We start from the raw sequence: 21,379 nt of genomic DNA, 5'->3' as shown, positions 1-21,379 counted from the left end.
GCAGCACTGTACTCTGACCAGGGTCGGTACTCAGATGCCGAACCCCTCTACCTACAAGCCTTAGACTTAAGAAAACAACTGCTGGGTCAAAACCACCCGGATGTCGCTACCAGCCTCAATAACCTGGCAGCACTGTACTCTGACCAGGGTCGGTACTCAGATGCCGAACCCCTCTACCTACAAGCCTTAGACTTAAGAAAACAACTGCTGGGTCAAAACCACCCGGATGTCGCTACCAGCCTCAACAACCTGGCTTTACTGTACGATAACCAGGGTAAGTACTCAGAAGCCGAACCCCTCTACCTACAAGCTTTAGACCTAAGGAAACAGCTGCTGGGTCAAAACCACCCGGATGTCGCTACCAGCCTCAACAACCTGGCTTTACTGTACGATAATCAGCGGCGGTACCAAGACGCGGAATCCTTCTATCGTCAAGCACTAGAGATTGCTGTGCAGCAGTTAGGAGAGAATCATCCCAACACCCAAACTATTTCACGTAATTTAAGCACACTATTAGACCAAGGTTGAGTCTCATGGGATTAGACTAAGTCTCCTAAAATAGAGTGTTGGAGAAATCGGGAACAGTGGAAAAGAATTGACGCCAACAGTATCAGAAAACTAGGTTTGCAAGATGTCTAGTTTTTAGCAGCAGATTCAGACCAGAAAATGCGATTGACCGAAGGTCACGCTACGCGATTAAGCGAAGCTTCCGCTAAAAGCGATCGCATTTCCGATCACAGTTCAATGCGATTGACCTTTGGTCACCCTAAGCGATCGCACTCACAATTTTCTAACTATTCCGGTATTAACGCAGTCGCTAATAGTGGAAACCACAGCACTTGACTTGCTCCCCACCCTCTCCACACTTATAACACTTTAGCTGCTTTCATCCCTATTTAAAAAAAGTTGCCAATTTTCTTTTTTTCTATTAAACTAGTAATATCGGAATAGTTAAAAACACTCCACTCATGAACAAATGCGTTGGAACTACTGAAGCGGCATCTCTATTAGGAATTTCCTCTCGACGATTGCGCCAACTCCTAGAGAAGGGTCGGGTGCGGGGTGCCTATAAAACCGGGAAATTCTGGATTATTCCTCTGTTCAACCATTTGCCACAAATAACTACTCGTACTCGTGGACCGAAGGGGAAATGGCGCACTAGTCGTCCTCCCGCATTAGCGAAGATTAATGTCAACCGTAATCACATTGGCTCGAATATCAAGAAAAGTCCCAAAGACCGGAAGCCAGTGATTTCAGTAAAACGCAGTGGTAGCAATATCTACGGCAACGAAGTGGAAATCCTTGGGCCTTGTAAGATTGTCTATAATCCCGATCATCCACTCGATTGTGGCGCTCGTTTGTGGATTGAAACCTTTAGTGATATTCACTTCGTTGGTGGTAGTTTTCCTGCTAGTCGTTGAATCGGGAATCGGGAATCGGGAATCGGGAATCGGGAGCAGTGGGCAAAAGCTAATTGCTAGAGTTATTACAATGGTTCCATAGGCACCCAAGCTAATTGCTGATCGCTGACAACTATGAGTTCTCCACCACCCTCCAAACCCCCAAAGACCATACTTAGTCAGCTAACTCAGGTAGTACAAACCATTCATGCGAAGGTCAATCTTCAAGCAGTAGCACTAAAGCCTAATGCTAGAGTGCCGGAACTTTGGGTGCAAGACAGTAATACCAACAAATCTGATGTCTATCCCCTGGTTGGGGACCGTTATGTACTCGGGCGCAGTTCCAAATCCTGTGACATCATCGTTCGCAACCCAGTAGTCAGTCAAGTTCATCTCTCCCTAGAACGGTATGGTAGGCGTGGGCGTAGGTTTATCATAAAAGACCAAAACTCTACCAATGGTATCTATCGTGGCAGACGCCGACTTTCCTCTTTGCTGCTGTATCACGGAGACACCCTCACCATTGGTCCACCAGAACTAGCGGCATCAGTTGAGCTACAGTACGTCTATCCTCCCCCCTGGTATATCCAAGGAATCCGTTACTTTCTCTATGGCATCGGTGGCTTAATTGCTTTAGTGGTATTACTAATTGGATTTCAAACCATCAAAGCACCATCAGTCAGGCCATTACCAGAGGGAGTCACAGGTCCTGTAATTGTTTACTCTCGTGACCAAATTCCCCTACGGCAACCTCGGACCGATGCTCACCGAGAACTGAGGAGGTTATCGGATTTTTCCCCATATTTGCCCAAAGCAGTGATAGCTTCAGAAGACAGCCGCTTTTACTGGCACTTTGGAGTAGACCCCTATGGCATTATGCGAGCTGTGGTGCGGAATATTCAAGGGGGAGGGATTCGCGAAGGGGCTAGTACCATCACTCAGCAGGTAGCCAGAAGCCTATTTCCCGAGTATGTCGGTCGAGCCAATACCGCAGACCGGAAAGTGCGGGAGGCAATAATTGCCCTAAAGTTAGAGACAGTTTACAGTAAGGACGCGATATTAAAGGCTTACTTAAACCGGGTTTACTTGGGTATAGAAGCATTTGGTTTTGAAGATGCTGCTCAATTTTATTTCGACAAATCAGCAGCTAATGTGAATATCCAAGAAGCCGCAACTCTGGTGGCAAGTTTACCAGCACCCAATAGCTATAACCCGATCCAGAATTATGATACCTCATTACAATTACGGAATCGGGTGATTGACCGGATGCACGCTTTGGGAATGATTAGTAGAGAGGAAGCTAATCGAGCGAGGCGATCGCGGATTGAAGTTAGCCCCAAAGCCCAAGAAATTCTGTCTAGCACCAAAGCACGCTATTTCTATAGCTACGTTTTCCAGCAATTGAGGACGTTACTAGGCTCAGAGTTAGCTCAGGAAGGTAATTTTATTGTAGAAACTACTGTAGATACGGAGTTTCAGGCCAAAGCTGAAGCTGCTCTACGGGACTATGTCAAGAAAACTGGTAGCCGCTTAGGATTTTCCCAGGGAGCGATCGCAAGCCTGAATACCAGTAATGGCGAGATTCTAGCCATGGTTGGGGGTGCCGATTACCAAAAAAGCCAGTTTAATCGCGTCCAAGCCAAGCGTCAACCAGGCTCAACCTTTAAACTCTTTGCCTATGCTGCTGCTTTAGAAAAAGGGATTTTACCAACTGAAACCTACTCCTGCTCTGGGATTAAACGGATCAGACGTTGTGAGCGGTCTGGAGATGCTACTGAAATTGATATGTATGCTGGTCTGGCTCAATCGGAAAATGCAGTAGCGATCAGGGTGGCTCAAGATGCTGGTTTAGATAGAGTAATACGGCTGGCGCAACGGTTAGGTATTAGCTCAAAACTGGAGCCTGTATTTGGTTTAGCCTTAGGTCAAAGTGAAGTTAGTCTATTGGAAATGACTGGAGCCTATGGTGCGATCGCAAATCAAGGTATGTGGTATCGTCCCCATGGTATTACCAGAATTCTAGACAGTAGTGATTGCACCGATTACCAAGACTACCAAACCTGTCGAGTAATCTACGACTTCGCTGATCAGCCAACTATCAACAAGCAAGCGGTTTCACCAGCCGTAGCCAACACCATGACAGAAATGCTTCAGGCTGTAGTCACCAGTGGCACCGGTCGCAGTGCCCAGATTGGTCAAGGAGAAGGAGGAAAAACCGGGACTACTGATAAAAATGTAGACCTGTGGTTTATCGGTTTTATTCCCAAGCATCAGATCGTTACAGGGATTTGGTTAGGCAATGACAATAATTCTCCTACCAATGGCAGTAGTAGCCAAGCTGCCCAGTTGTGGGGGATGTATATGGGTCAGGTAGTACCGAAAGAGAGTTGAACAAAATGTTGAGCGCAGTCCCCACCTAGAATCTTTGATTTAGGTGGGGTTAGCGAAACCAATAAACAAAGCGCAGCATCCTTATTCTGGCTTTTCCTGATTCTGGACATATGCAATCAGCTTTTGTAATGGAGCTTGTGTTCCAACTGTTATCAAAGCATAGCTGCCACCCCAGAACATCGGTTTTTCTGACCAGTAAAAACGTTTTAGATGAGCTGCATACTCTTTCCGCATTAGTCGAGAGGAAACCGTTTTGAGGTTATTTACTAGCTTTGACAAGTCAATACTGGGGATAGCTTCAAACAAAACGTGGACGTGATTACTCTCCCCCCCAAATTCAATCAGTTCACAATCCCATTTTGCTAGGGTAGCCCTAAAAATGTCTTCCAAGCGTTCGAGCATCTCCCCTGTTAGGGAATTGTTTCTGAACTTAGTCACTAGTACCAAGTGATAGATCAACCGAAATGCCGAGTTGGAGCGAGTCTTGAGTCTCCTGAAATCCATAGAGCGGTATCGGGAACTAAATTGACAACTAAATCTTAGCTTGTTAATATATATTAGCTATTGGTTAAGTCTTTCTCCATGAGCCGGAAGCAAGCTAAAAAGCGAACTAAGCGCAAAAAGTGGCAGTCAGCGTCGTTGATCAGAACTGATGTCTGGTCGCTGTCTTTGACTCGCCATCAGCGTAATTTAGCTATTCTGACGGTGGAAGAGTACCGCCATTTCCTAAAACCTTTGGTACTAATAGCCTATTGGAATTGGTCTGCCCTGTTGGGGTTAACTGCCAAAGAACGGGTGAACACGCTGGAGAAGTTGGTTCACCAGACCGCAGATAATCCCAATCCTAAATATGGTTGGTACTTCAAAAAAGCCATCAATAACCATCCATCGTTTCGCAAGTTTCCCAGCTACCTAAGACGGGCTGCCATCCAAGACGCATTAGGGATTGTTAGCAGCTTTGTGACTCGCTGGCAGGATTGGAAACGAGGCAACAGAAAGCACCGACACGACAAGTCCCCTAAGCTTACTGCCTTCTGTAACAGCTACCCAGCTTTGTACAAAGGTCAACAAATTCGCTATAACGCTAATTTTAACGCTGTAGACCTCAAGGTTTGGAACGGTAAGGATTGGGTATGGCTATTGGCTATTCCTGTTCGTTCGTCGGGAAAAAGCCGCCATCTCGGTCTTGACAACAAACTGATGTCCCCTTCCTTAATTGCTAACGGCCGCAGCGTTCATCTGTCGATGCCCGTCGAGATCGCAATTAAGGAACTGCCGGAATCTGATTGGGTTTGTGCGGTAGACCTAGGAATTAACACCACAGCGACCTGCTCTATCGTTAGTCGGGACGGTACTGTAAAAGCGAGGAAATTTATTTCCCCCGCCAGAGACATAGACCGCCGTGACCAACGCAAGCAGCGTATTGCCACTAAGTCCAAGCAAACCCGTAAGATAACCAAAAGGAATTTGCCTCAAGGGTTCTGCAAGGGATTGTATCGCAAGTCCAAACAGATCAACGAACACATTGCTCAAGTCGTATCCAAAGCTGTAATAGACTTTGGAATCGCTCATCAAGTGAGGGTGATTGTGTTTGAGGACTTGTCAAACTGGAAGGCAAAAGGGGGTAAGCACGGCTCTCTCCAAAAACAACGATTCCACCAATGGTGTAAAGACCGGATTGTGGAACTGGCCATCCAGAAATTTAGCGAGTTAGGCGGGAACGTCGTCAAGGTTAACGCTAAATACACCAGTGCTTATGGGTTTGATGGGTCTGGCTTAATTTCCCGCAGCAACAAAAAGTATTCCCTCGCCAGATTCAAGAACGGCAAGCGCTATAACGCCGACTTATCTGCGTCTTACAACATCGGCGCTAGATATTGGTATGCCGTGCTCACTAACGCGAAATTTACTAGGGTCTGGGAAGGCAGAAGTTCCTCCCACACGCTGAGAACGCCAGTGACACTCAGTAGTTTATGGAAGCTATCTGAGTCCAACCTAGCATAAGAATCCCCAGCTAGAATTTTTAATTTAGCTGGGGTGCGTTCAAAGGTGATCAATCCACAAGATCCTCAGGATTGATTCCCATTTGTTTCAGTCGAGCTTTCAAAGCTTCAAGCTCTTGTTGAGCTTGAGTAGCCCGTTGCTCAGCCTGTTGAGTTCTCTCATTTTCGGAGGGATACCGTCTAGCATTTTGGTCGTACCAATACAACCACTCCCTAGTCCAATCAAGATAGCTTCCTTCTGCTGTACCTATGCCCAAACCAATTTCTGGTATCCAGACCGGATTACCTGGTTGACGCACATACACTCCATCTACCAAGCGATGCACTTCAAAGCTATCCCCTTTTCGAGGTTGAAAGTTATCGCTATCATAAATAACGTAATATAATAACCCTAAGTCAGCATAGTCTAATTTTTTCTGGTCATACTCGCCGTTATAGGTTTGAGAGACAATCTCGATCGCGAGAATTGGCACAACACCATTTTCTTCCCACAACACATAACTTAAACGTCCCTGACGACCCTTAGGGCGAGTTTTCCATCTCTGTACTCCTAAACTGAGGAATCCATCAGGCACTATGGCTGACTGTTTGGGATTGTAATAGTATCCCATATCGATACCAAAAAACCAATCCCTGCGCTCTGACCAGATAATCGCTAAAATCGATTTCAATAAGTGAGGGATGGTATCTTGCAGTTCATTATCCACAGGGGTTTCATCAGAAGAGGGTAATTCTTCTGAAGTCGGAAGGTATTGTAACGGGTCATAGTTTAGCATCATTCCATTGCCTAGACCTAACTGGTGACATGTTAGCAATTTCATGCAGTTTCACTAACTACCATTATCTTGCCGATAAATCAGATTAGGTTGATGAGCAGTTTCTATAGTATTTTAGGGACAAGTCTATTTTGCTTTGTTGTCAGCTTTGTTATGAAACAGCTCCTCAACCAACTACAAAATCAACGCAAATACATTAAATCCCTAATTATCCCTCTTTTAGGTATCTTGTTAGCAAGCGGAATAATTGCAGCACCAGCCAATGCCATCAATGTCTATCAAATGCCTAACATTAGCGCTGGAGAACCGACTTGGGTAATTGACAAGTCAGAAGTTCTCTCTCGCTTTACAGAAGGCAAGTTGAATCAATCCTTAGAGGATTTAGCGAAAGCAACGGGCAATCAAGTTAGACTGGTCACTGTCCACGGCCTAGATTATGGTGAAACAGCAGCAACTTTTGCCCAAGGCTTGTTTGAAAAATGGTATGGTAATCCAGAAGACCAAGCTAATCAAACCTTGATAGTGCTGGATACTGTCACCAATAACAGTGCTATCGTTACTGGCAATTCCGTTAAGGAAATTATGTCTGATGACATTGCTGAAAGTGTGGCTTCTGAAACCCTACAGGTGCCGCTGCGGGATGGCAACAAGTATAATCAGGCTTTCTTAGATGTAAGCGATCGCATAGTAGCTGTCTTATCTGGCGAACCAGATCCCGGTGCTCCTGTATTGGAAGAAGACATTAACATTGCTGGCAACTTTAAGAGTGCAGAAGAAACTCAAGAGAGCAATGCTACCCTTTGGGTTGTAGTGATCTTGGTTGTTGCTACAGTTATCCCGATGGTTACCTACTTTTTCTACCAAGGTTTTTCGTAAGTATTTTGCTGTCAGTTGTCAGCCTTCAGCTGTCAGCGAGTTTTGTTAAAAACTCATAATAAATTGGTAATGGGCAATGATTTAGATGTTTGCCTATTACCATTAACTCTTTTGTTGATTACTTCGCAGTAGTTGAATTCTGTGATTAAGCATTTTCCCTGGAAGGGGATAAGGGAAACGCTAACCATATCCAGACATAAAACAGCGTTATAATCGGGCCAATTGGGCTAATGATAATCGAAAGAGCCACCGTTGCAATCCGTACAGCCATAACTGAAATCCTAAACCGTTGAGCAATGGCTCCACAAACCCCAGCAATTATCTTATGGCGTCTGCTCCTCGTAAACCGGTTTCTTGTGCTCCCTGAAATCTCATCTTCTGACTTTTTCAAACCCTGTACTAAGGTAATCACCAATCCTACAGTACCCACAAATGCGGAGGGAATTGTAAAGATTGCAAACCAATGAGTAAAAGTCATGAACGAAAGAATATTCCCAAGCCAAGGCTTTTGGGCACAAGTAAATGAAATTATTCCCATGCTGACGGATTCACAGCCAAATAACTCTCCCAATTGGAGTCCCCCAAACGTCAGCAACAATGGTAAAATACCAAAGATAATACAAATTCCAATCAGACTCCAGTGTTGCCAAAGTTTAACAGAACGACGGACAGGAATGGCAGCTAGTGCTGGTCCAATAAGCGCTAACAACCAAATAAGTAGTAAAAGAAAGTAAATCATGCGTTGGGCCAATGGCATGATAACACCATAACACCACTGCCTTAGAGCCATTGGTAGTTAGCAGCCTTGGTGAATAACTACTCCTATGCTAGCCCAATCGCTTGCTTATCGGTTGAGATGTAAGGCTCCTGTGGGTTTAATAGTGTCAAAGAGATGATATATATCTCATCACTTCTGGAGTCGCCTCAAACCATTCCCCAGAAATCCTAAGATGTTGGAATTTCCTGTGAAACTCGGTTTCCATCTTAGCACTTCGTGGGATAATTTTTATTAGTTCTAAAGTCGTTACACTCTTAGTTTCAAGCCCTCTAATCTTACGATTGGGGTTAGTAGTTTAACCCAATGATCATATAACGCAATGCACAGGTCGTAACCATACAAGGCGACCCTCTCTAAGGCGCGCGTCTCTAGGGGGCGATTACCCAAAATTTTTGGTAATTAAGTATTATCCGTGGAAGAGGACAAGGGAAATGCTAACCATATCCAGAAATAGAGTAGCAGGAAAATAATGGGCATAGCAATCGAAAGGGCGACCGTTACAATCCTTACAGCGATGACTGAAATCCTAAACCGTTGAGCAATGGCTGCACACACCCCTGCAATTACCTTATGGCGTCTGCTCCTCGTAAACCGGTTTCTTGTGCTCCCTGAAATCTCATCTTCTGACTTTTTTAAACGCCGCTGTACTAAGGTAATCACCAATCCTACAGTACCCACCAATGCGGAGGGAATTGTAAAGATTGCAAGCCCATGAGCAAAAGCCATGAACGTAAGAATATTCCCAAGCCAAGGCTGTTGCGGACAAGTAAATGTAATTATTCCGGCTCCACCAGGTTCACAGCCAAATAACAGTCCCAATGGGAATCCGGCAAAAGTGAGCGCAAGTGGTAGAATACCGTAGAGAATACACCCTGCGATCAGATCCGTGTGTTGCGAAAATGTAACAGAACGACGGACAGGAATTGCAGCTATTGCTGGTCCAATGAACAATAACAACAGGAGTAAAGGAAGGTAAATCATGCCAGAGTTAATGGCATGCTAAAACCACAGACTTAGAGCCCTTGGTGTTAGCACCCTTGGTGAATAACTACTCCGATGCTAGCCCAATCTCTCCGAGATCGGGAGATATCTGAGGCTCCTGTGGGGTTAGTGTCAAAGAGATGATATATATCTCATCACTTCTGGAGTCGCATCAAACCATTCCCCAGAAATCCTAAGATGTTGGAATTTCCTGTGAAAATCGGTTTCCATCTTAGCACTTCCTGGGATAATTTTTATTAGTTCTAAAGTCGTTACACTCTTAGTTTCAAGCCCTCTAATCTTACCATTAGGGTTAGTAGTGTAACCGATCCGAATCGCATTGCGTCCCTTGTCTAAGATAAAGTAAAGCCTAGCTGGATTTTCTTCCTCAGGGCTGGATAGGCAGCTTTGTACTAAAGTCCCTGTGGCTTTGTGCAACCGAATAAAGGTTTGAGCGTCACTAGCGTATTCTGGAAGCTTAGAACGCTCTACCGCCATGGTCATATAACGTAATGCAGCTGCGTGTCTTCCCTCGGAGGCTTCATCCACAGCCAGGGCTAGCAGGTCATAGGGTGAGCATTGACGAAAATTACTCATTATTGTGTTTTATTTCGGCTTAGCAATACCTTACTTTTCTGCTAGTAATTGGCTATAATAGCATACATTATTACCTTATATCAAGACCTTATGTCAAGTCAGATCGGGAAAATCCTATCTGTGCTTTGTGCAAAAGGCGCGTTTATTCAAACTACTCCTCAACTGCTAATCAATCCGGAATCTCAAACTTAATCTCGCGCTTGGTAAAGGGCAAATCTTGATTAATAGCCTCAATTTCCTCACGTTCCATGAGGTTAACCTCATCGATATAGTTTTGAAAAATCCGGTCAAAGCGTTTATCGTAGAATCGGTGAACACTATGGTTAGCAGTTGCTGGGAAACCACGACGCTTCTTGTGACGCCCACCAGCACCAGGGTCAAACATGGTGATGCCCTGGCCGATTGCCCACTCAATCGGTGCATAGTAACAGGCTTCAAAATGTAGGCAGTCAAATTCTTGAAAACAGCCCCAATAACGACCATACAAATGATTGCCCTTATTGATACAAAAGGACATTCCCACTGGTTTTTGGTCATCCTCCTCCCGATAAGCAGCAATTAGTACCACTCGCTGACGGTAGTTAGGATACAACTGCTTAAAAAACTGGCGCGTGAGATATTTGCTACCCCACATAAATTTATCGCAGGTGCTGCTGTAGAAGCTGTAGATTAAGGGAAACAAGGATTTTTCAATGTCATCCCCGGTGAATATTTTCAGGGTCAGACCTGCTTTAGCTACAGCCTTGCGTTCTCGTTTAATATTGCGGCGTTGATTAGCATTAAAGACCTTTAGGTAATCCTCAAAATTGCTAAAACCTTGGTTTTGCCAAATATAGCTGTGATGTAGCCAGCCCTTAAAACCATTGCGTTCAATTACTGGTCGCCAATCCGGGTCAACGAAGAGGAAGTGACAACCAGACAGATGATTGCGATCGCAAAAATGATCGATAGCACTGACCATTATCTGTGTCAGCTCATCTTCATCTTCTCCCGGTGCCATCAAAAACCGATAGCCTACCGCTGGGGTAAATGGTGTCATCCCCAACAACTTCGGATAGTACGAAATCCCCAAGCGATAGGATAAATCAGCCCACTGTTGGTCAAAGACAAACTCTCCGTAACTGTGACCTTTGACATACATAGGTGCAGCAGCGATCAGCTGTCTATCTCGCCATACCGTTAAGTGATTCGGCAACCAACCGGTTTTAGCAGTAGCACTGCCAGATGTTTCAATAGTATTCAACCACTCCCACTCCAGAAAAGGGGTTTTTAGGGGTTGGGCAAGGTCATCCCAAGCGGATTGGGGAATATCTGCCATGCGGTTGACCCAGATAACGGAATAGTCAAGCTTGGGTTGTTGAACCATTGGGGTAATCTAGGGTTAGGGGAACTTGAAAGTAGTAAAGTCAGCAAGTCTGAAACAATTCCTGGGATCAATTACTGAGAAACTGGAATGTTTGTTACCTTAAGCCTTAAGGTTTTAACCGTTTACTTAAAGTAATTAACTTCAAGTTTTCTTTTATTAGTCGAGGTGGTTATAAGACGAGATATGACCAGATATCCCGTATCTTAGTTTAAGTTAAAATAACTTCACACCATAACCACACAAAGTAGCTGCACCAAACAAGACCCCATCAGCCAGAGCCACTTGGTTTTCCAGATGGGCTAGAAAGGTTAGCAAATCTTTTCTATAACACATCTAGTCACAGACTTCAAACCCTGAAGGTCTTGATAGTCAGGGAAAACCTTGGTAGATCTACTCGAATCCTCCAAGCTATGCATCTATGCCTTTGTCCTTCCATCTGACGTTAAATGGACACAACCCTAGTTGAGAATGGTAGAGAAAAATTACTCAAATTAACTGGATTTATTTCGCTAAGTTTCCATAAACTAAATAGAGGGAATAAAGATATCAATCTGAGTACCAAGGTTGTAGTGAGTAATTGTAAACAAACCCCATTATCTTGCGGTTGGGTTGTTCTGAGCCATCAATACCAGACGAATTATGGTTAAGCTAGGTCTATCCTCCTTTCGTCGGATTCTACTTTCGCGCCTTCTGCTGCTAAGTGTGCCAGTCTTACTAGCAGGAGTGTATGTGACTTACACAAAGGCACGCTCATTGCTGTTGGAGAGTGCTCGCCAAAATCTGACGGAAAGTGCTGTACTCCACGCACAGAGCATTCAAGAGTCAATTGATGCCCTGAAAGCAAACTTGGTGAGTGCCAGTGAAGCTGTAGCCCTAAAGTCGGAATCCCCAACCGCCTATCAAAAATTTGTAGAACAATTGGCTCAACTGTTACCACATCAGATCGATTGTGTACAGTTGATGGAGCTACAGAGCAAAGCAATGGCCGCAAGTACCTGTGCTAACCAATTGCTAACTAACCGACCGACTTTTGTATCCTCGGTGCAGCAAAGTCAATCATTAGCTAACCGTTCTCAGGTTGAGGTAACCATACTGCTCCCTAAACACCCCTCAAGAAACCCCTCAACAACTTTAACTAGCCAACTCTATCCCCCCAAGTCCACCAGTAAACTCAAACTAGTCCTGAGTGCGCCAGTCTATAACCGATCAGGTCAACTCCAGTTTGCCCTGATCATCCAGTCAGCTCTGCTACAGACACCAGCCTCACAACGGCAGATATTGTCGAGCTATCCGGTAGTGATTAACCAAGAAGGGAAAGTTTTGACTCATCACTATCAAGAGCCAGTGGCACAGAAGATCACAGACAAGATCAATCGGGAAGAAGAACAAGAGGGACTCAAAAGGGTTTTCGGAAAAGCGATCGCACAGGAACAAGATGTTGCTAAACCGTCGTACTGGATTAAAAACAACGTGGAATTAACCGCTGGGTATACCTCAATTCCAAGTCCGATTACTGCTGAGCATGGTCAAAAGTGGGTGATCTTAGCGGTTACCCCCGTTGATATTGCTTTGGCTGGTCTCAAAGAGATTCAGCACGTTCTGGTAATCTTCACCTGTGGCTTGATTGGGGCAACCCTGTTGGCAACGATGTATGTTGCTCGAGAATTAGCTCGTCCTCTCGAACAACTCAGAGACTACGCTCTAAATCAATCTCAGTTCCTACCCTACGACCGTATACCCCAAAACTTCAAAATTAGGGAAGTTAACCAATTGTCGGAAGCTTTCGGTGGGATGATTGAACGCATGAAACATTGGGCAGAAGAACTCGAAGCTACTTGGAAAGAAGCCCAAACTGCTAATAAGTTCAAGAATGAATTCCTCGCTAATACCTCCCATGAACTGAGAACTCCCCTGAACGCCATCATTGGTTGTTTGCGACTAATACGGGATGGTTTCTGTGACAACCGGGAAGAAGAAATCGATTTTTTACAAAGGGCTGATCATGCTGCCATGCATCTGCTGGAAATCATTAATGACGTTCTAGATATGGCGAAGATTGAAGCTGGTAAATTATCGGTGAAAATTGAGCCAATTTACCTGTGCGACTTGCTTGATGAAGTCATAGATTTACAGACTGTTCCCATTCAGCAGAAAGGTCTGGAGTTTCATACCAGCGATTTGCATCAGGGGATTATCGTGCCTGCTGATCCAGCTAAACTTAAGCAGGTTCTGATTAATGTTGTTGGTAACGCCACCAAATTTACAGACAATGGCAGCATTACCATTAAGACCCGAATTGAACCGCTACCCCTGTCTGAGAACAACAGAAGTTTTGTCAAGGCTTCTGATCTAACGTCTCATTCACAGGTTGTGATTATTGTTAAGGATACAGGTATTGGTATTGATCCCAGTCAACAGAAAAAACTATTTCGTCCCTTTGTGATGGTTGATGGCTCGACCACCCGCCAATGCGGTGGAACAGGGCTTGGTCTAGCTATTTGCCGGAATTTAATGGAAATGATGGGAGGTACTATTACCCTATCCAGTCCTGGAGAGGGTAAGGGCAGCACTGTTAAAATTACCTTGCCGATCATAGATGGAAAACGGGAATAGGGATGCAGCCCTTTTCTCGTACTGCCATTTCTGTTAAATGGACACACTAGTCATCTGTTGCGCCAGTGAGCTGATAACCTTCAATTGTTCCTCACCAAAAGCGTCTGGTTCTGGACTAGCAATGGTAATTAGACCCTTGATTTTACGGTCATCAATCACTGGCACGCTCAGAAATGATCGCACTCCTGCCAAATCCAAACCCCCAGATACTATCCCCACTACCTGCCCATCATTTCCAATCACTGGTAAAGAAACCACGGCAACCCAAAGGTTACTCTTTGCCCGAAAAACTGTTGATATATAGGTGCGTCCCTTGATAGCTTGTTGAAAATAGCGGCGATCGGAATAGTCTTGACCAATTAAATCTAATTCCGGGGCTTCTGGGTAGCGATAAATCATCACCCCCTCACGATTGATTAGACTCCAGCCCGCCAATCCAGCCATGGCGTTTTGCATCAGAGTGCTCTCTCGTAGTGCTTGCCCTAAGGCAGCAACATTTAGCGATCGCGTTTCCGAACAAAATGCTAGAAAACTAAGGGTAACAAACAGTTGCTTAAGGTCATTTTGGGCTAAATAAGCGACGGTTTCTGGGGCATCAGTTCCCTGTGATGCCACTAACTCCATCTGAATTTGGTCAGGTTGAAGGTCTAGGTCAGTTAAGCTAGCCAAGGTAATCAGCGCCAAAGCTCGCAATTGCTCAGCCGCAGTAGTAGTTGACTGTTTACCTAGCACGATCAGCAACCGAGTCTTTTGCTCTTCTAGGAGTAGCATACCATAAATTGGTGGGTCAATGGTTGCCTTGATTTGGTCAAAGGTTGTTTGCCAAACCGGTTGCTTGCCTGTCATAATTTTTGAACAAAAAGGAGTGTAAAGGGGATATAGCTGTTACAAGCCTCAGAGCTAGACCATATTTCTCAAACAAACTTATAAATATAAGATTAACGGCTGAGAATAGTTGATCAGTTTCTAAATTTTGGTATTTTGCGCGCGTCTTTCTGGAGTGGTCGATAGCAAACGTTTGTTCCGACACGCTGATTTCCCTAGATTTTCTGGAAGCGTCGAGAGATTTTCTACTGTTTGGGAAATGAATTGTGATCGATAATCTTTGATTGAGATGAGGTGCTCTCAATCACAATCCCCTTAGTGGGGGAGATACTGTAAGGGTAGGGACGGTGATCTGCCTTAGCCCCACGAATTTTAGTAATTTGCAGCCAATTTTTGTAGCCAATGTCTTCTCCGCGATTCATTTCATCCCAGTCAGAGGAATAAAGGTCTACTACGAGATCATAAAGGTTCAGTAAATTGTAGTGATCGCTTTTTTCGATTCCGTCCTGAGCAAAAATATCTAACACTGCCACATCAGGCTGACGGAGTTGAAGATTTTTACGGTATACCAGCTTAATAAACTCTCTAGGGGTACAGCTGATTAGTAGAGGCGTGAGGGAGTCAAAGATTACTCGACAGGGTTTAGGCATTTGCTCAAGCTGTTGCGCAATCCTGAGCAACAGCATCTCCGGGTCATTCAGATTCAGGTGTACAGAGGTGGCTGGCAATGTTTCTACCATGGGACTAAAGGTATCGAGGATCACCAACTGCCCTGCTTCCAGGTAGGGGTCAGGGAGTAATCCCCAAGTTGGGAGAGTTTGATAAACTTGCTGCCTAGGAATATCCGCACTAATATATAAGACTGATTCTTGGCGATGCAAGCCACAGAGCAAAAACTGATAGGCTAGGGTACTCTTACCCAGTCCGGGAGCGCCCTCCACCAAGCAAGCGGTGTTATAGGGGATTTGGCTTGGGAGCAATTTTTCGAGTGACCCAAACACTAAATGGGGAGCATCCTCAATAAATTTTAATGATTCGGTGGTTGAGGGGGGAGATATTTGGCTGGCACTGTACAATATCTCAATACCGTTTTCTGTGATTGCCATGCGGTGAGAACCACAGACATGGTCAGATGCTCGCATTTTAAATACTTCTAGATAGCGATCGCGTCTACGACCAACCAGTTCTTTTGATAGCACAATCATGCCATCGACAATGGTTTCTTCTACACCAAAGCTGGATAGGTGTCCAGTTTCATGAGCAGGGATACCTGAGATAAAGATACCGACTCCACCAATTTGTTGCATCAGGGTTGCTAATTGGAAGGTCTTTTCTCGCTGGATGGCTCGGTTATTGACTTTGTAGAACAAGACTGATAGTGAATCCACCACAAAACGTTGAGGCTGGAAGGAGGCGATTTCCTGAGCAATTTGATCTAGGTGTTCTTCAACCCGGATGTTAGTTTGGGTAACAAAGACAATGCGCAGCATTTCCTGTTGAATCAGACGTTCTAAGTCCCAACCAAAACCGGCTGCCATCTGGGACAAATGAGAGGGGGTTTCCTCAAAAGAAAAGAGCAAGCCTTTTTCCCCTCGGTCAACTCCAGCCATGAGAAACTGTAGGGCAAAGGTAGTTTTACCAGTGCCAGCAACTCCCGATAGGATGATTGAACGACCGTAGGGGATACCTCCCCGCAACAGTTGATCCAAACCCGGAATTCCCATCACCATACGCCCTGCTGGAACTGACCAACTCACCGACTTTTGCCTGAGGGTTAGGGTAGGGCTGAGAATCCGCACCCCCACATTAGATATCACAAACGGAAATGGTTCCATATAGGGTGCCAGACCCCGTAATTTATGAACCTGTAACCAACGGCGTTGCTCCCCTGCCTCCTCATGGATCGAAAGGTAAATGATGCCATCAGCCAAAGCAAATTCTGGACTGTGGTTAATCTGGGAGCGTTCGGATTCATTCACTAAAAAAGTCGTGCAACGAGCACTGACGAGGCGAACCGATAGTTCGTAGCAGAAACGGCGGAAGTCACCACTTTTTTCGGTCAGGTCAGCAATGGCCTTAAAAGAGTCAATGACTATAACTTCTGCTTGATGTTGATTGACCAAACCCACTATATGATCCGCCAACCTAGGCATCGGTTGTTCAATTAAGAATGAGCCAATATCACTATAGATTACCTGCTCACCAAATACTTGAGCATCGAAGAATTGAAAGTGCTGCATATAACGCACCACCTTAAGGGTTGGCTCGGAAAGGGTACTGAGGTAAAGAGCTCTCTTATGGGGTTGGTGCTTGATAGTGTTAAACAGAATCTGCTGCACCAAAATTGTTTTGCCAGTCCCAGGAGCCCCTGCCAAGATATTCAATGAGTAGATGGGAAAGCCACCGCCCAAAACGGCATCCAGATTTGGCACTCCTGTAGGCATTAATTTGATTTTGGGCATTAGTCATTAGCCATTAGTCATTAGTCATTAGTCATTAGTCATTAGTCATTAGTGGTAAGTTAACTAATAATCAATCAAATCGTAGCTTTGTAATAGGTTGTGTTCTGACTTTCCCAGGTAATTACCATACCCTGCTGCTTAAGATTCTCTAACTCATGGAGCAAGTCTTGACGGCTGAATCCAGTGCGATTTGCTAATTCATTGATTTCCATCTCCTCCACCCCCTGCAAAATTTTCATGATATTACGACTCTGGTTAAGCAACTCCTTAAAGCCATTGTCATTCAAGTAATTATTATTAAAGACAGGCATTCCAGTCAGCACACCAGTTTGAGCTTGAATCACCTCGTTGATGTGAATTCCATCTGAGGTAATTTCAAAAAACCGGATTTCTTTGCTGTGGGGCGCTCCCCTTACCTTCATAATGTTTATGGCTCGTCCAATGCGACCGGATAGTTCTACATAGCGCAAGAGGATAACATTATCCACCACAAAGGATACGCCATACTCACTCAACTGAAACGGTCCGAATAGCTCCCCAATTTCGTTGGTTACGATGGTGGTCACACCTTGAAGTTTCAACTGGTTCACTAAGGAGTAAATATAGTCTTTGTAGCGAACCTTATTTGGGGTGGCAATCTCAATATCCTTGAGAGAATCAAGCATAATCCGGCGAGCCTTAACCCTGTCTACAACAGCTTTCACCTTAGCAGCATGGATATCCGGCTGTAGTTCTACGGGAGAATCATACATATGCACTAGCATTCCCTGCTTTTCCATGGCGTCTAAATCCCAACCTAAGGACATGGCAATGGATTTGAGCTGTTGGGGATTTTCTTGAAAGGTAACAATTACTCCAGGCTCCCCTTTGAGAATTCCAGCCACAATGAAGTGAAGTCCCATCAAGGTTTTACCAGTCCCTGCGCCTCCAGCCACCATAGTTGCCGTGCTATGCTGCAATCCCCCATCTAACATGCTATCCAGTTCAGGGATGCCAGTGGAAAGTTTTTCTTGGCTGACCTGGGTATTCATCCATAAGTTCTTCAGCATCTTAATCCGGGGATAGACTTCTATGCCAGTCTGACTGATTTCAAAGGGGTGCAACCCGGTAAAATAATTTTCCCCCCTGAGTTTGAGCACATCTACATAACGCTGGAAGTGTAACCCCAGAGGCTGATTTTGCAGACGAATAATCCCATCGGCGATGGCAAAGATGGGTTGATGTTTAATTTCTTCGTCAGTGTATTCCCCTACGAAAAAAGCTGTTACTCCCCAAGTGGTCAGACGCACTGAGAGGTCGTAGCCAAACTTACGTACTTCTACTGGATCCGTTGCCAAATCATGAATGGCTTTGAAGCTATCAATGCCGATCAGCGCAGGTCGGTACTCCTTTACGTAATTAATAATGGCAGCGATCGCTTCTGTTAGACCCTTCTCTCGGATAATCTCGCCGATGTCGAGATAAATTACCGCAGTACCTACCTTAGTGGGGTCAAAAAAATCAAACTTTTGTAGGTAGTGCAGTAATTTGACTGAAGGTTCAGATAGGGTGACTAGATAAAGGGCTTTGTGCTCTGTACTAGCATTGGTGTATAGTATTTGCTGGGTAAAGATCGTCTTACCAGATCCGGGTGGCCCAGTGATGATGTTAATGGACAATTCCGGAATACCACCAGCGAGAATCGAGTCTAGACCAGGAATACTAGTAGGCAGTTTACCTAAGGGCTTTGTCCGAGGCCTGATCATATAAGTTTTTTCCCTTCAATTTCCTTGAGTAATTGTCTGACTAGAATGTCGCCCGTCAAGATGGCTAGAATATCGATTAGGGTTGTGACTAACTCTTTGAGGGCCTCACGAATTAGTAACCGTTGTTCTGGTGGAACCTTTTCGCGAAACTCCTCAAACGAAACTCCCTCGCCACTTGATTTTATGTAGCCAATCAGGGGATATTTTTCCGCTGTCAAAGCTACAGATCTTTCCATAATCGACACTACTGTCACTCTACCTAAGGTCGGCATAATCCGGTTCCAGATGGTGGTGAGCAAATCTTCGTAAATGTCGATAACTTCTTCCTTACGGGCCTCTGTCTTCGCCTGGTCAACTTGATCCTGGACTAGCTGTTCAGCTAATGGTTGTGCCGATCGCATCTCCATTTCTCTATTAGGATCGCTCATCGCACTCTCCTCAAATTTTCGTGCCCAGTTAAGGTTAAGAAAACTATTAGTTCTAGCTGAGGGGGTTATATAATAAGCCCTGAAATGCCCACTATATGCTTTTAGGCCAATAACTCAGGCAAGATACAGACCGAAATTGACCCTGGATTCATTGTCTTGATGCAAAGCACAAGTGGGGGAAACCACGACAGTTGTTCATGGGGGTTACCCCCATGACCGCACTGCCTCCCCGTGAGGCCACTGCATCGTTTTCTGGAAGCTTAAACCCTTATAACTAGGTCCAATGAAGCGCCCAAAACAGCATGTATCTTTCTGTTATTTATGGGCTAAAACTCTTACCCAGTAAGGATTTCAGCTGGCATATCGCCCCCCCAGTAGTTCTATTCATGGGTATCTATGGATAACTACCAGTTTATCCCATCAATTTCCACAGCTTATTATATTATCAAAAGTAATGAGATTCTTTAGGGTTTTTTTAATATTTTTTTAATATTTTTTTAGTAATACCGAATTAAAAACAAACAAAAATTAAGACAAAAATATTTAACTATAATTAACATAACTTTTCTTAAAGGAAAAGTAAACAACGCCTCTAGGCATAGTAACACAATACTGAAGCAATAGAAAAATTTAGTTTTTTTTATCTCGATTAACTTAGGTGCGCTTTCCGTGATGGCGAGCAATCCCTTGACCGTAGGTCACGCGGGGCGCGTTCGCCATCACGGGTCGCACCTGCTGATCCCAAATCCTGTTCCCATACCCCCCTGATCCCCATAGCCCTAGATTCCTGGGATAAAAAGATTTGGTCGATTTTTATAAACGGGTAATGACCAAGCGGATTTGGTATGAGATTCGCTAGTATCAACCACGGGTACCTTCACTCAAAAAAAAGAAGAAACCATGAAAACCCTGACCTCCCGCATGGAGGCGGTGCAGTTGCCAGTCATTCCCATGGTTGGCGAACTGATCCGTAAATATCCTGAGACAATATCCTTAGGACAGGGGGTGGTCTATTATGATCCGCCCCCAGAGGCAATGGCAATGTTGCGTGAATTCTACAGCTTACCAGGTAATCATAAGTACAAACCCGTACATGGAATTGCGGCCTTGCGAGAGGCAATTGAGGCAAAACTGAAAACTGATAACGACATTGAGATCAATTCTGCTAACCGGATCGTTGTCACCGCAGGAAGCAACATGGCGTTCATGAACGCGATTCTAGGAATTACCACTCCCGGGGACGAGATTATTCTTCAAACGCCTTACTATTTCAATCACGAAATGGCGATTCAGATGGCAAGCTGTCATCCAGTCCTGGTGGCAACCGATGAGAATTACCAGCTACGTCCGTCAGCGATCGCACAGGCTATTACCGACAGAACCCGCGCAGTAGTTACCATATCACCTAATAATCCTACTGGGGCGGTATATTCCGAAGAGGCACTGCGTCAGGTAAATCAACTCTGTGGCGATCACGGAATTTACCACATCAGTGATGAAGCTTATGAGTATTTTACCTACAACGGGGTGAAACACTTTTCCCCAGGTGCCTTTCCCGAAAGTAGTCAACACACTATTTCTCTGTACAGCCTTTCCAAAGCCTACGGTTTTGCCAGTTGGCGGATTGGCTACATGATTATTCCAGAACACTTGTTTGAAGCAATTCAAAAAGTTCAGGATACAATCCTAATTTGTCCCCCAGTCATTTCTCAGTATGCGGCTAATGGGGCATTGAATACTCGAAAAAATTACTGTCAACCTCATATTAATGCGATCGCGTCTGTACGACAGGTGGTATTGAACTCCCTGAAACGTCTAGAGGGTTTGTGTACCATTGGTTCTGTGGATGGAGCGTTCTATGTTTTCCTAAAAGTAGATACTCAGTTGGATGCTTTTGAGTTAGTAGAGAGACTCATTCGGGAACATCGGGTAGCTGTTATACCAGGCACCGCCTTTGGTATTGAAGACGGGTGTTACCTAAGGCTTGCTTATGGTGCTTTGCAAAAAGAAACTGTAGCAGAGGGTATTGAACGATTCGTTGCAGGTCTTAAGGAAATTTTACAAAAAGTTTGACCGAAGGCGAGGAGCAACTTCCTGGTAAATATTTTCTCCGACATACTTGACAAATACCGACAAAC

General features: G+C 44.7%; 18 protein-coding genes and 1 pseudogene. 8 read left to right on the top strand and 11 right to left on the bottom strand.

Going from position 1 to position 21,379, the window contains the following annotated elements; genetic code table 11:
- From AC4II3_RS10270 to AC4II3_RS10255, 4 genes are all read left to right on the top strand, one after another.
- Positions 1-528, top strand: a 528-nt coding sequence (locus AC4II3_RS10270; RefSeq protein ID WP_490722812.1) for a tetratricopeptide repeat protein, incomplete at its 5' end; no start/stop codon positions are given.
- Positions 529-666: 138 nt separating this feature from the next.
- Positions 667-843 carry a hypothetical protein gene (locus tag AC4II3_RS10265; RefSeq protein WP_488009984.1) on the top strand — a complete coding sequence of 59 codons (177 nt, stop codon included), beginning with the start codon at positions 667-669 and terminating at the stop codon, positions 841-843.
- A gap of 125 nt (positions 844-968) precedes the next feature.
- Positions 969-1,421 carry a MerR family transcriptional regulator gene (locus tag AC4II3_RS10260; protein WP_488009986.1) on the top strand — a complete coding sequence of 151 codons (453 nt, stop codon included), beginning with the start codon at positions 969-971 and terminating at the stop codon, positions 1,419-1,421.
- 114 nt (positions 1,422-1,535) lie between these two features.
- Positions 1,536-3,791, top strand: coding sequence for a transglycosylase domain-containing protein (locus AC4II3_RS10255; RefSeq protein WP_488009988.1), 2,256 nt, complete (start codon positions 1,536-1,538; stop codon positions 3,789-3,791).
- Positions 3,792-3,872: 81 nt separating this feature from the next.
- On the opposite strand, the gene tnpA is transcribed toward AC4II3_RS10255, so the two are convergent.
- Positions 3,873-4,295, bottom strand: a complete 423-nt coding sequence (gene tnpA / locus AC4II3_RS10250) for an IS200/IS605 family transposase (RefSeq protein ID WP_488009990.1) — start codon at positions 4,293-4,295, stop codon at positions 3,873-3,875.
- Positions 4,296-4,373: 78 nt separating this feature from the next.
- Here tnpA and AC4II3_RS10245 point away from each other — a divergent pair, with 78 nt between their 5' ends.
- Complete coding sequence (locus AC4II3_RS10245; protein WP_488009992.1) at positions 4,374-5,795, top strand: nuclease/transposase family protein; 1,422 nt, start codon at positions 4,374-4,376, stop codon at positions 5,793-5,795.
- Positions 5,796-5,844: 49 nt separating this feature from the next.
- Here AC4II3_RS10245 and AC4II3_RS10240 read toward each other — a convergent pair whose 3' ends face one another.
- Complete coding sequence (locus tag AC4II3_RS10240; RefSeq protein ID WP_488010016.1) at positions 5,845-6,570, bottom strand: Uma2 family endonuclease; 726 nt, start codon at positions 6,568-6,570, stop codon at positions 5,845-5,847.
- A gap of 153 nt (positions 6,571-6,723) precedes the next feature.
- Between AC4II3_RS10240 and psb32 the strand changes: the two genes are divergently transcribed.
- Positions 6,724-7,446, top strand: coding sequence for a photosystem II repair protein Psb32 (gene psb32 / locus AC4II3_RS10235; RefSeq protein ID WP_488009994.1), 723 nt, complete (start codon positions 6,724-6,726; stop codon positions 7,444-7,446).
- 145 nt (positions 7,447-7,591) lie between these two features.
- Here psb32 and AC4II3_RS10230 read toward each other — a convergent pair whose 3' ends face one another.
- The 5 genes and pseudogenes from AC4II3_RS10230 to AC4II3_RS10210 form a co-directional block, all read right to left on the bottom strand.
- Positions 7,592-8,203, bottom strand: a complete 612-nt coding sequence (locus AC4II3_RS10230) for a PspC domain-containing protein (protein ID WP_488009996.1) — start codon at positions 8,201-8,203, stop codon at positions 7,592-7,594.
- A gap of 127 nt (positions 8,204-8,330) precedes the next feature.
- Positions 8,331-8,507, bottom strand: a pseudogene (locus AC4II3_RS10225) (GIY-YIG nuclease family protein); the annotation flags it as partial.
- A gap of 116 nt (positions 8,508-8,623) precedes the next feature.
- Positions 8,624-9,205 carry a PspC domain-containing protein gene (locus AC4II3_RS10220; protein ID WP_488009998.1) on the bottom strand — a complete coding sequence of 194 codons (582 nt, stop codon included), beginning with the start codon at positions 9,203-9,205 and terminating at the stop codon, positions 8,624-8,626.
- Positions 9,206-9,337: 132 nt separating this feature from the next.
- The gene (locus AC4II3_RS10215; protein WP_488010000.1) at positions 9,338-9,802 is read right to left on the bottom strand and encodes a GIY-YIG nuclease family protein; all 465 of its coding nucleotides are present in this window, start codon (positions 9,800-9,802) and stop codon (positions 9,338-9,340) included.
- Positions 9,803-9,971: 169 nt separating this feature from the next.
- Positions 9,972-11,168: a GNAT family N-acetyltransferase gene (locus AC4II3_RS10210; RefSeq protein ID WP_488010002.1), complete on the bottom strand. Its 1,197-nt coding sequence runs from the start codon at positions 11,166-11,168 to the stop codon at positions 9,972-9,974.
- Between the two features lie 639 nt (positions 11,169-11,807).
- On the opposite strand from AC4II3_RS10210, the gene AC4II3_RS10205 reads away from it, so the two are divergent.
- Positions 11,808-13,781 (top strand): sensor histidine kinase, encoded by a 1,974-nt coding sequence (locus AC4II3_RS10205; protein WP_488010004.1) that lies wholly within the window; start codon positions 11,808-11,810, stop codon positions 13,779-13,781.
- A gap of 33 nt (positions 13,782-13,814) precedes the next feature.
- Here AC4II3_RS10205 and AC4II3_RS10200 read toward each other — a convergent pair whose 3' ends face one another.
- The 4 genes from AC4II3_RS10200 to AC4II3_RS10185 form a co-directional block, all read right to left on the bottom strand.
- The gene (locus tag AC4II3_RS10200) at positions 13,815-14,627 is read right to left on the bottom strand and encodes a GAF domain-containing protein (RefSeq protein ID WP_488010006.1); all 813 of its coding nucleotides are present in this window, start codon (positions 14,625-14,627) and stop codon (positions 13,815-13,817) included.
- Positions 14,628-14,851: 224 nt separating this feature from the next.
- Positions 14,852-17,068, bottom strand: coding sequence for a DUF7125 family protein (locus AC4II3_RS10195; protein WP_488010008.1), 2,217 nt, complete (start codon positions 17,066-17,068; stop codon positions 14,852-14,854).
- Positions 17,069-17,142: 74 nt separating this feature from the next.
- Entirely contained in the window at positions 17,143-18,813 is a 1,671-nt protein-coding gene (locus tag AC4II3_RS10190) for an ATPase domain-containing protein (RefSeq protein ID WP_488010010.1), read from the bottom strand.
- Positions 18,810-19,241 (bottom strand): hypothetical protein, encoded by a 432-nt coding sequence (locus AC4II3_RS10185; protein ID WP_488010012.1) that lies wholly within the window; start codon positions 19,239-19,241, stop codon positions 18,810-18,812. The genes AC4II3_RS10190 and AC4II3_RS10185 overlap by 4 nt, the downstream gene beginning before the upstream one ends.
- A 900-nt stretch (positions 19,242-20,141) precedes the next feature.
- On the opposite strand from AC4II3_RS10185, the gene AC4II3_RS10180 reads away from it, so the two are divergent.
- Positions 20,142-21,314 carry a pyridoxal phosphate-dependent aminotransferase gene (locus AC4II3_RS10180; protein WP_488029211.1) on the top strand — a complete coding sequence of 391 codons (1,173 nt, stop codon included), beginning with the start codon at positions 20,142-20,144 and terminating at the stop codon, positions 21,312-21,314.
- Positions 21,315-21,379 lie beyond the last annotated feature (65 nt).

The sequence above is a fragment of the Moorena sp. genome (assembly GCF_982860115.1).
This window is presented reverse-complemented; position numbering and strand designations above follow the sequence as displayed.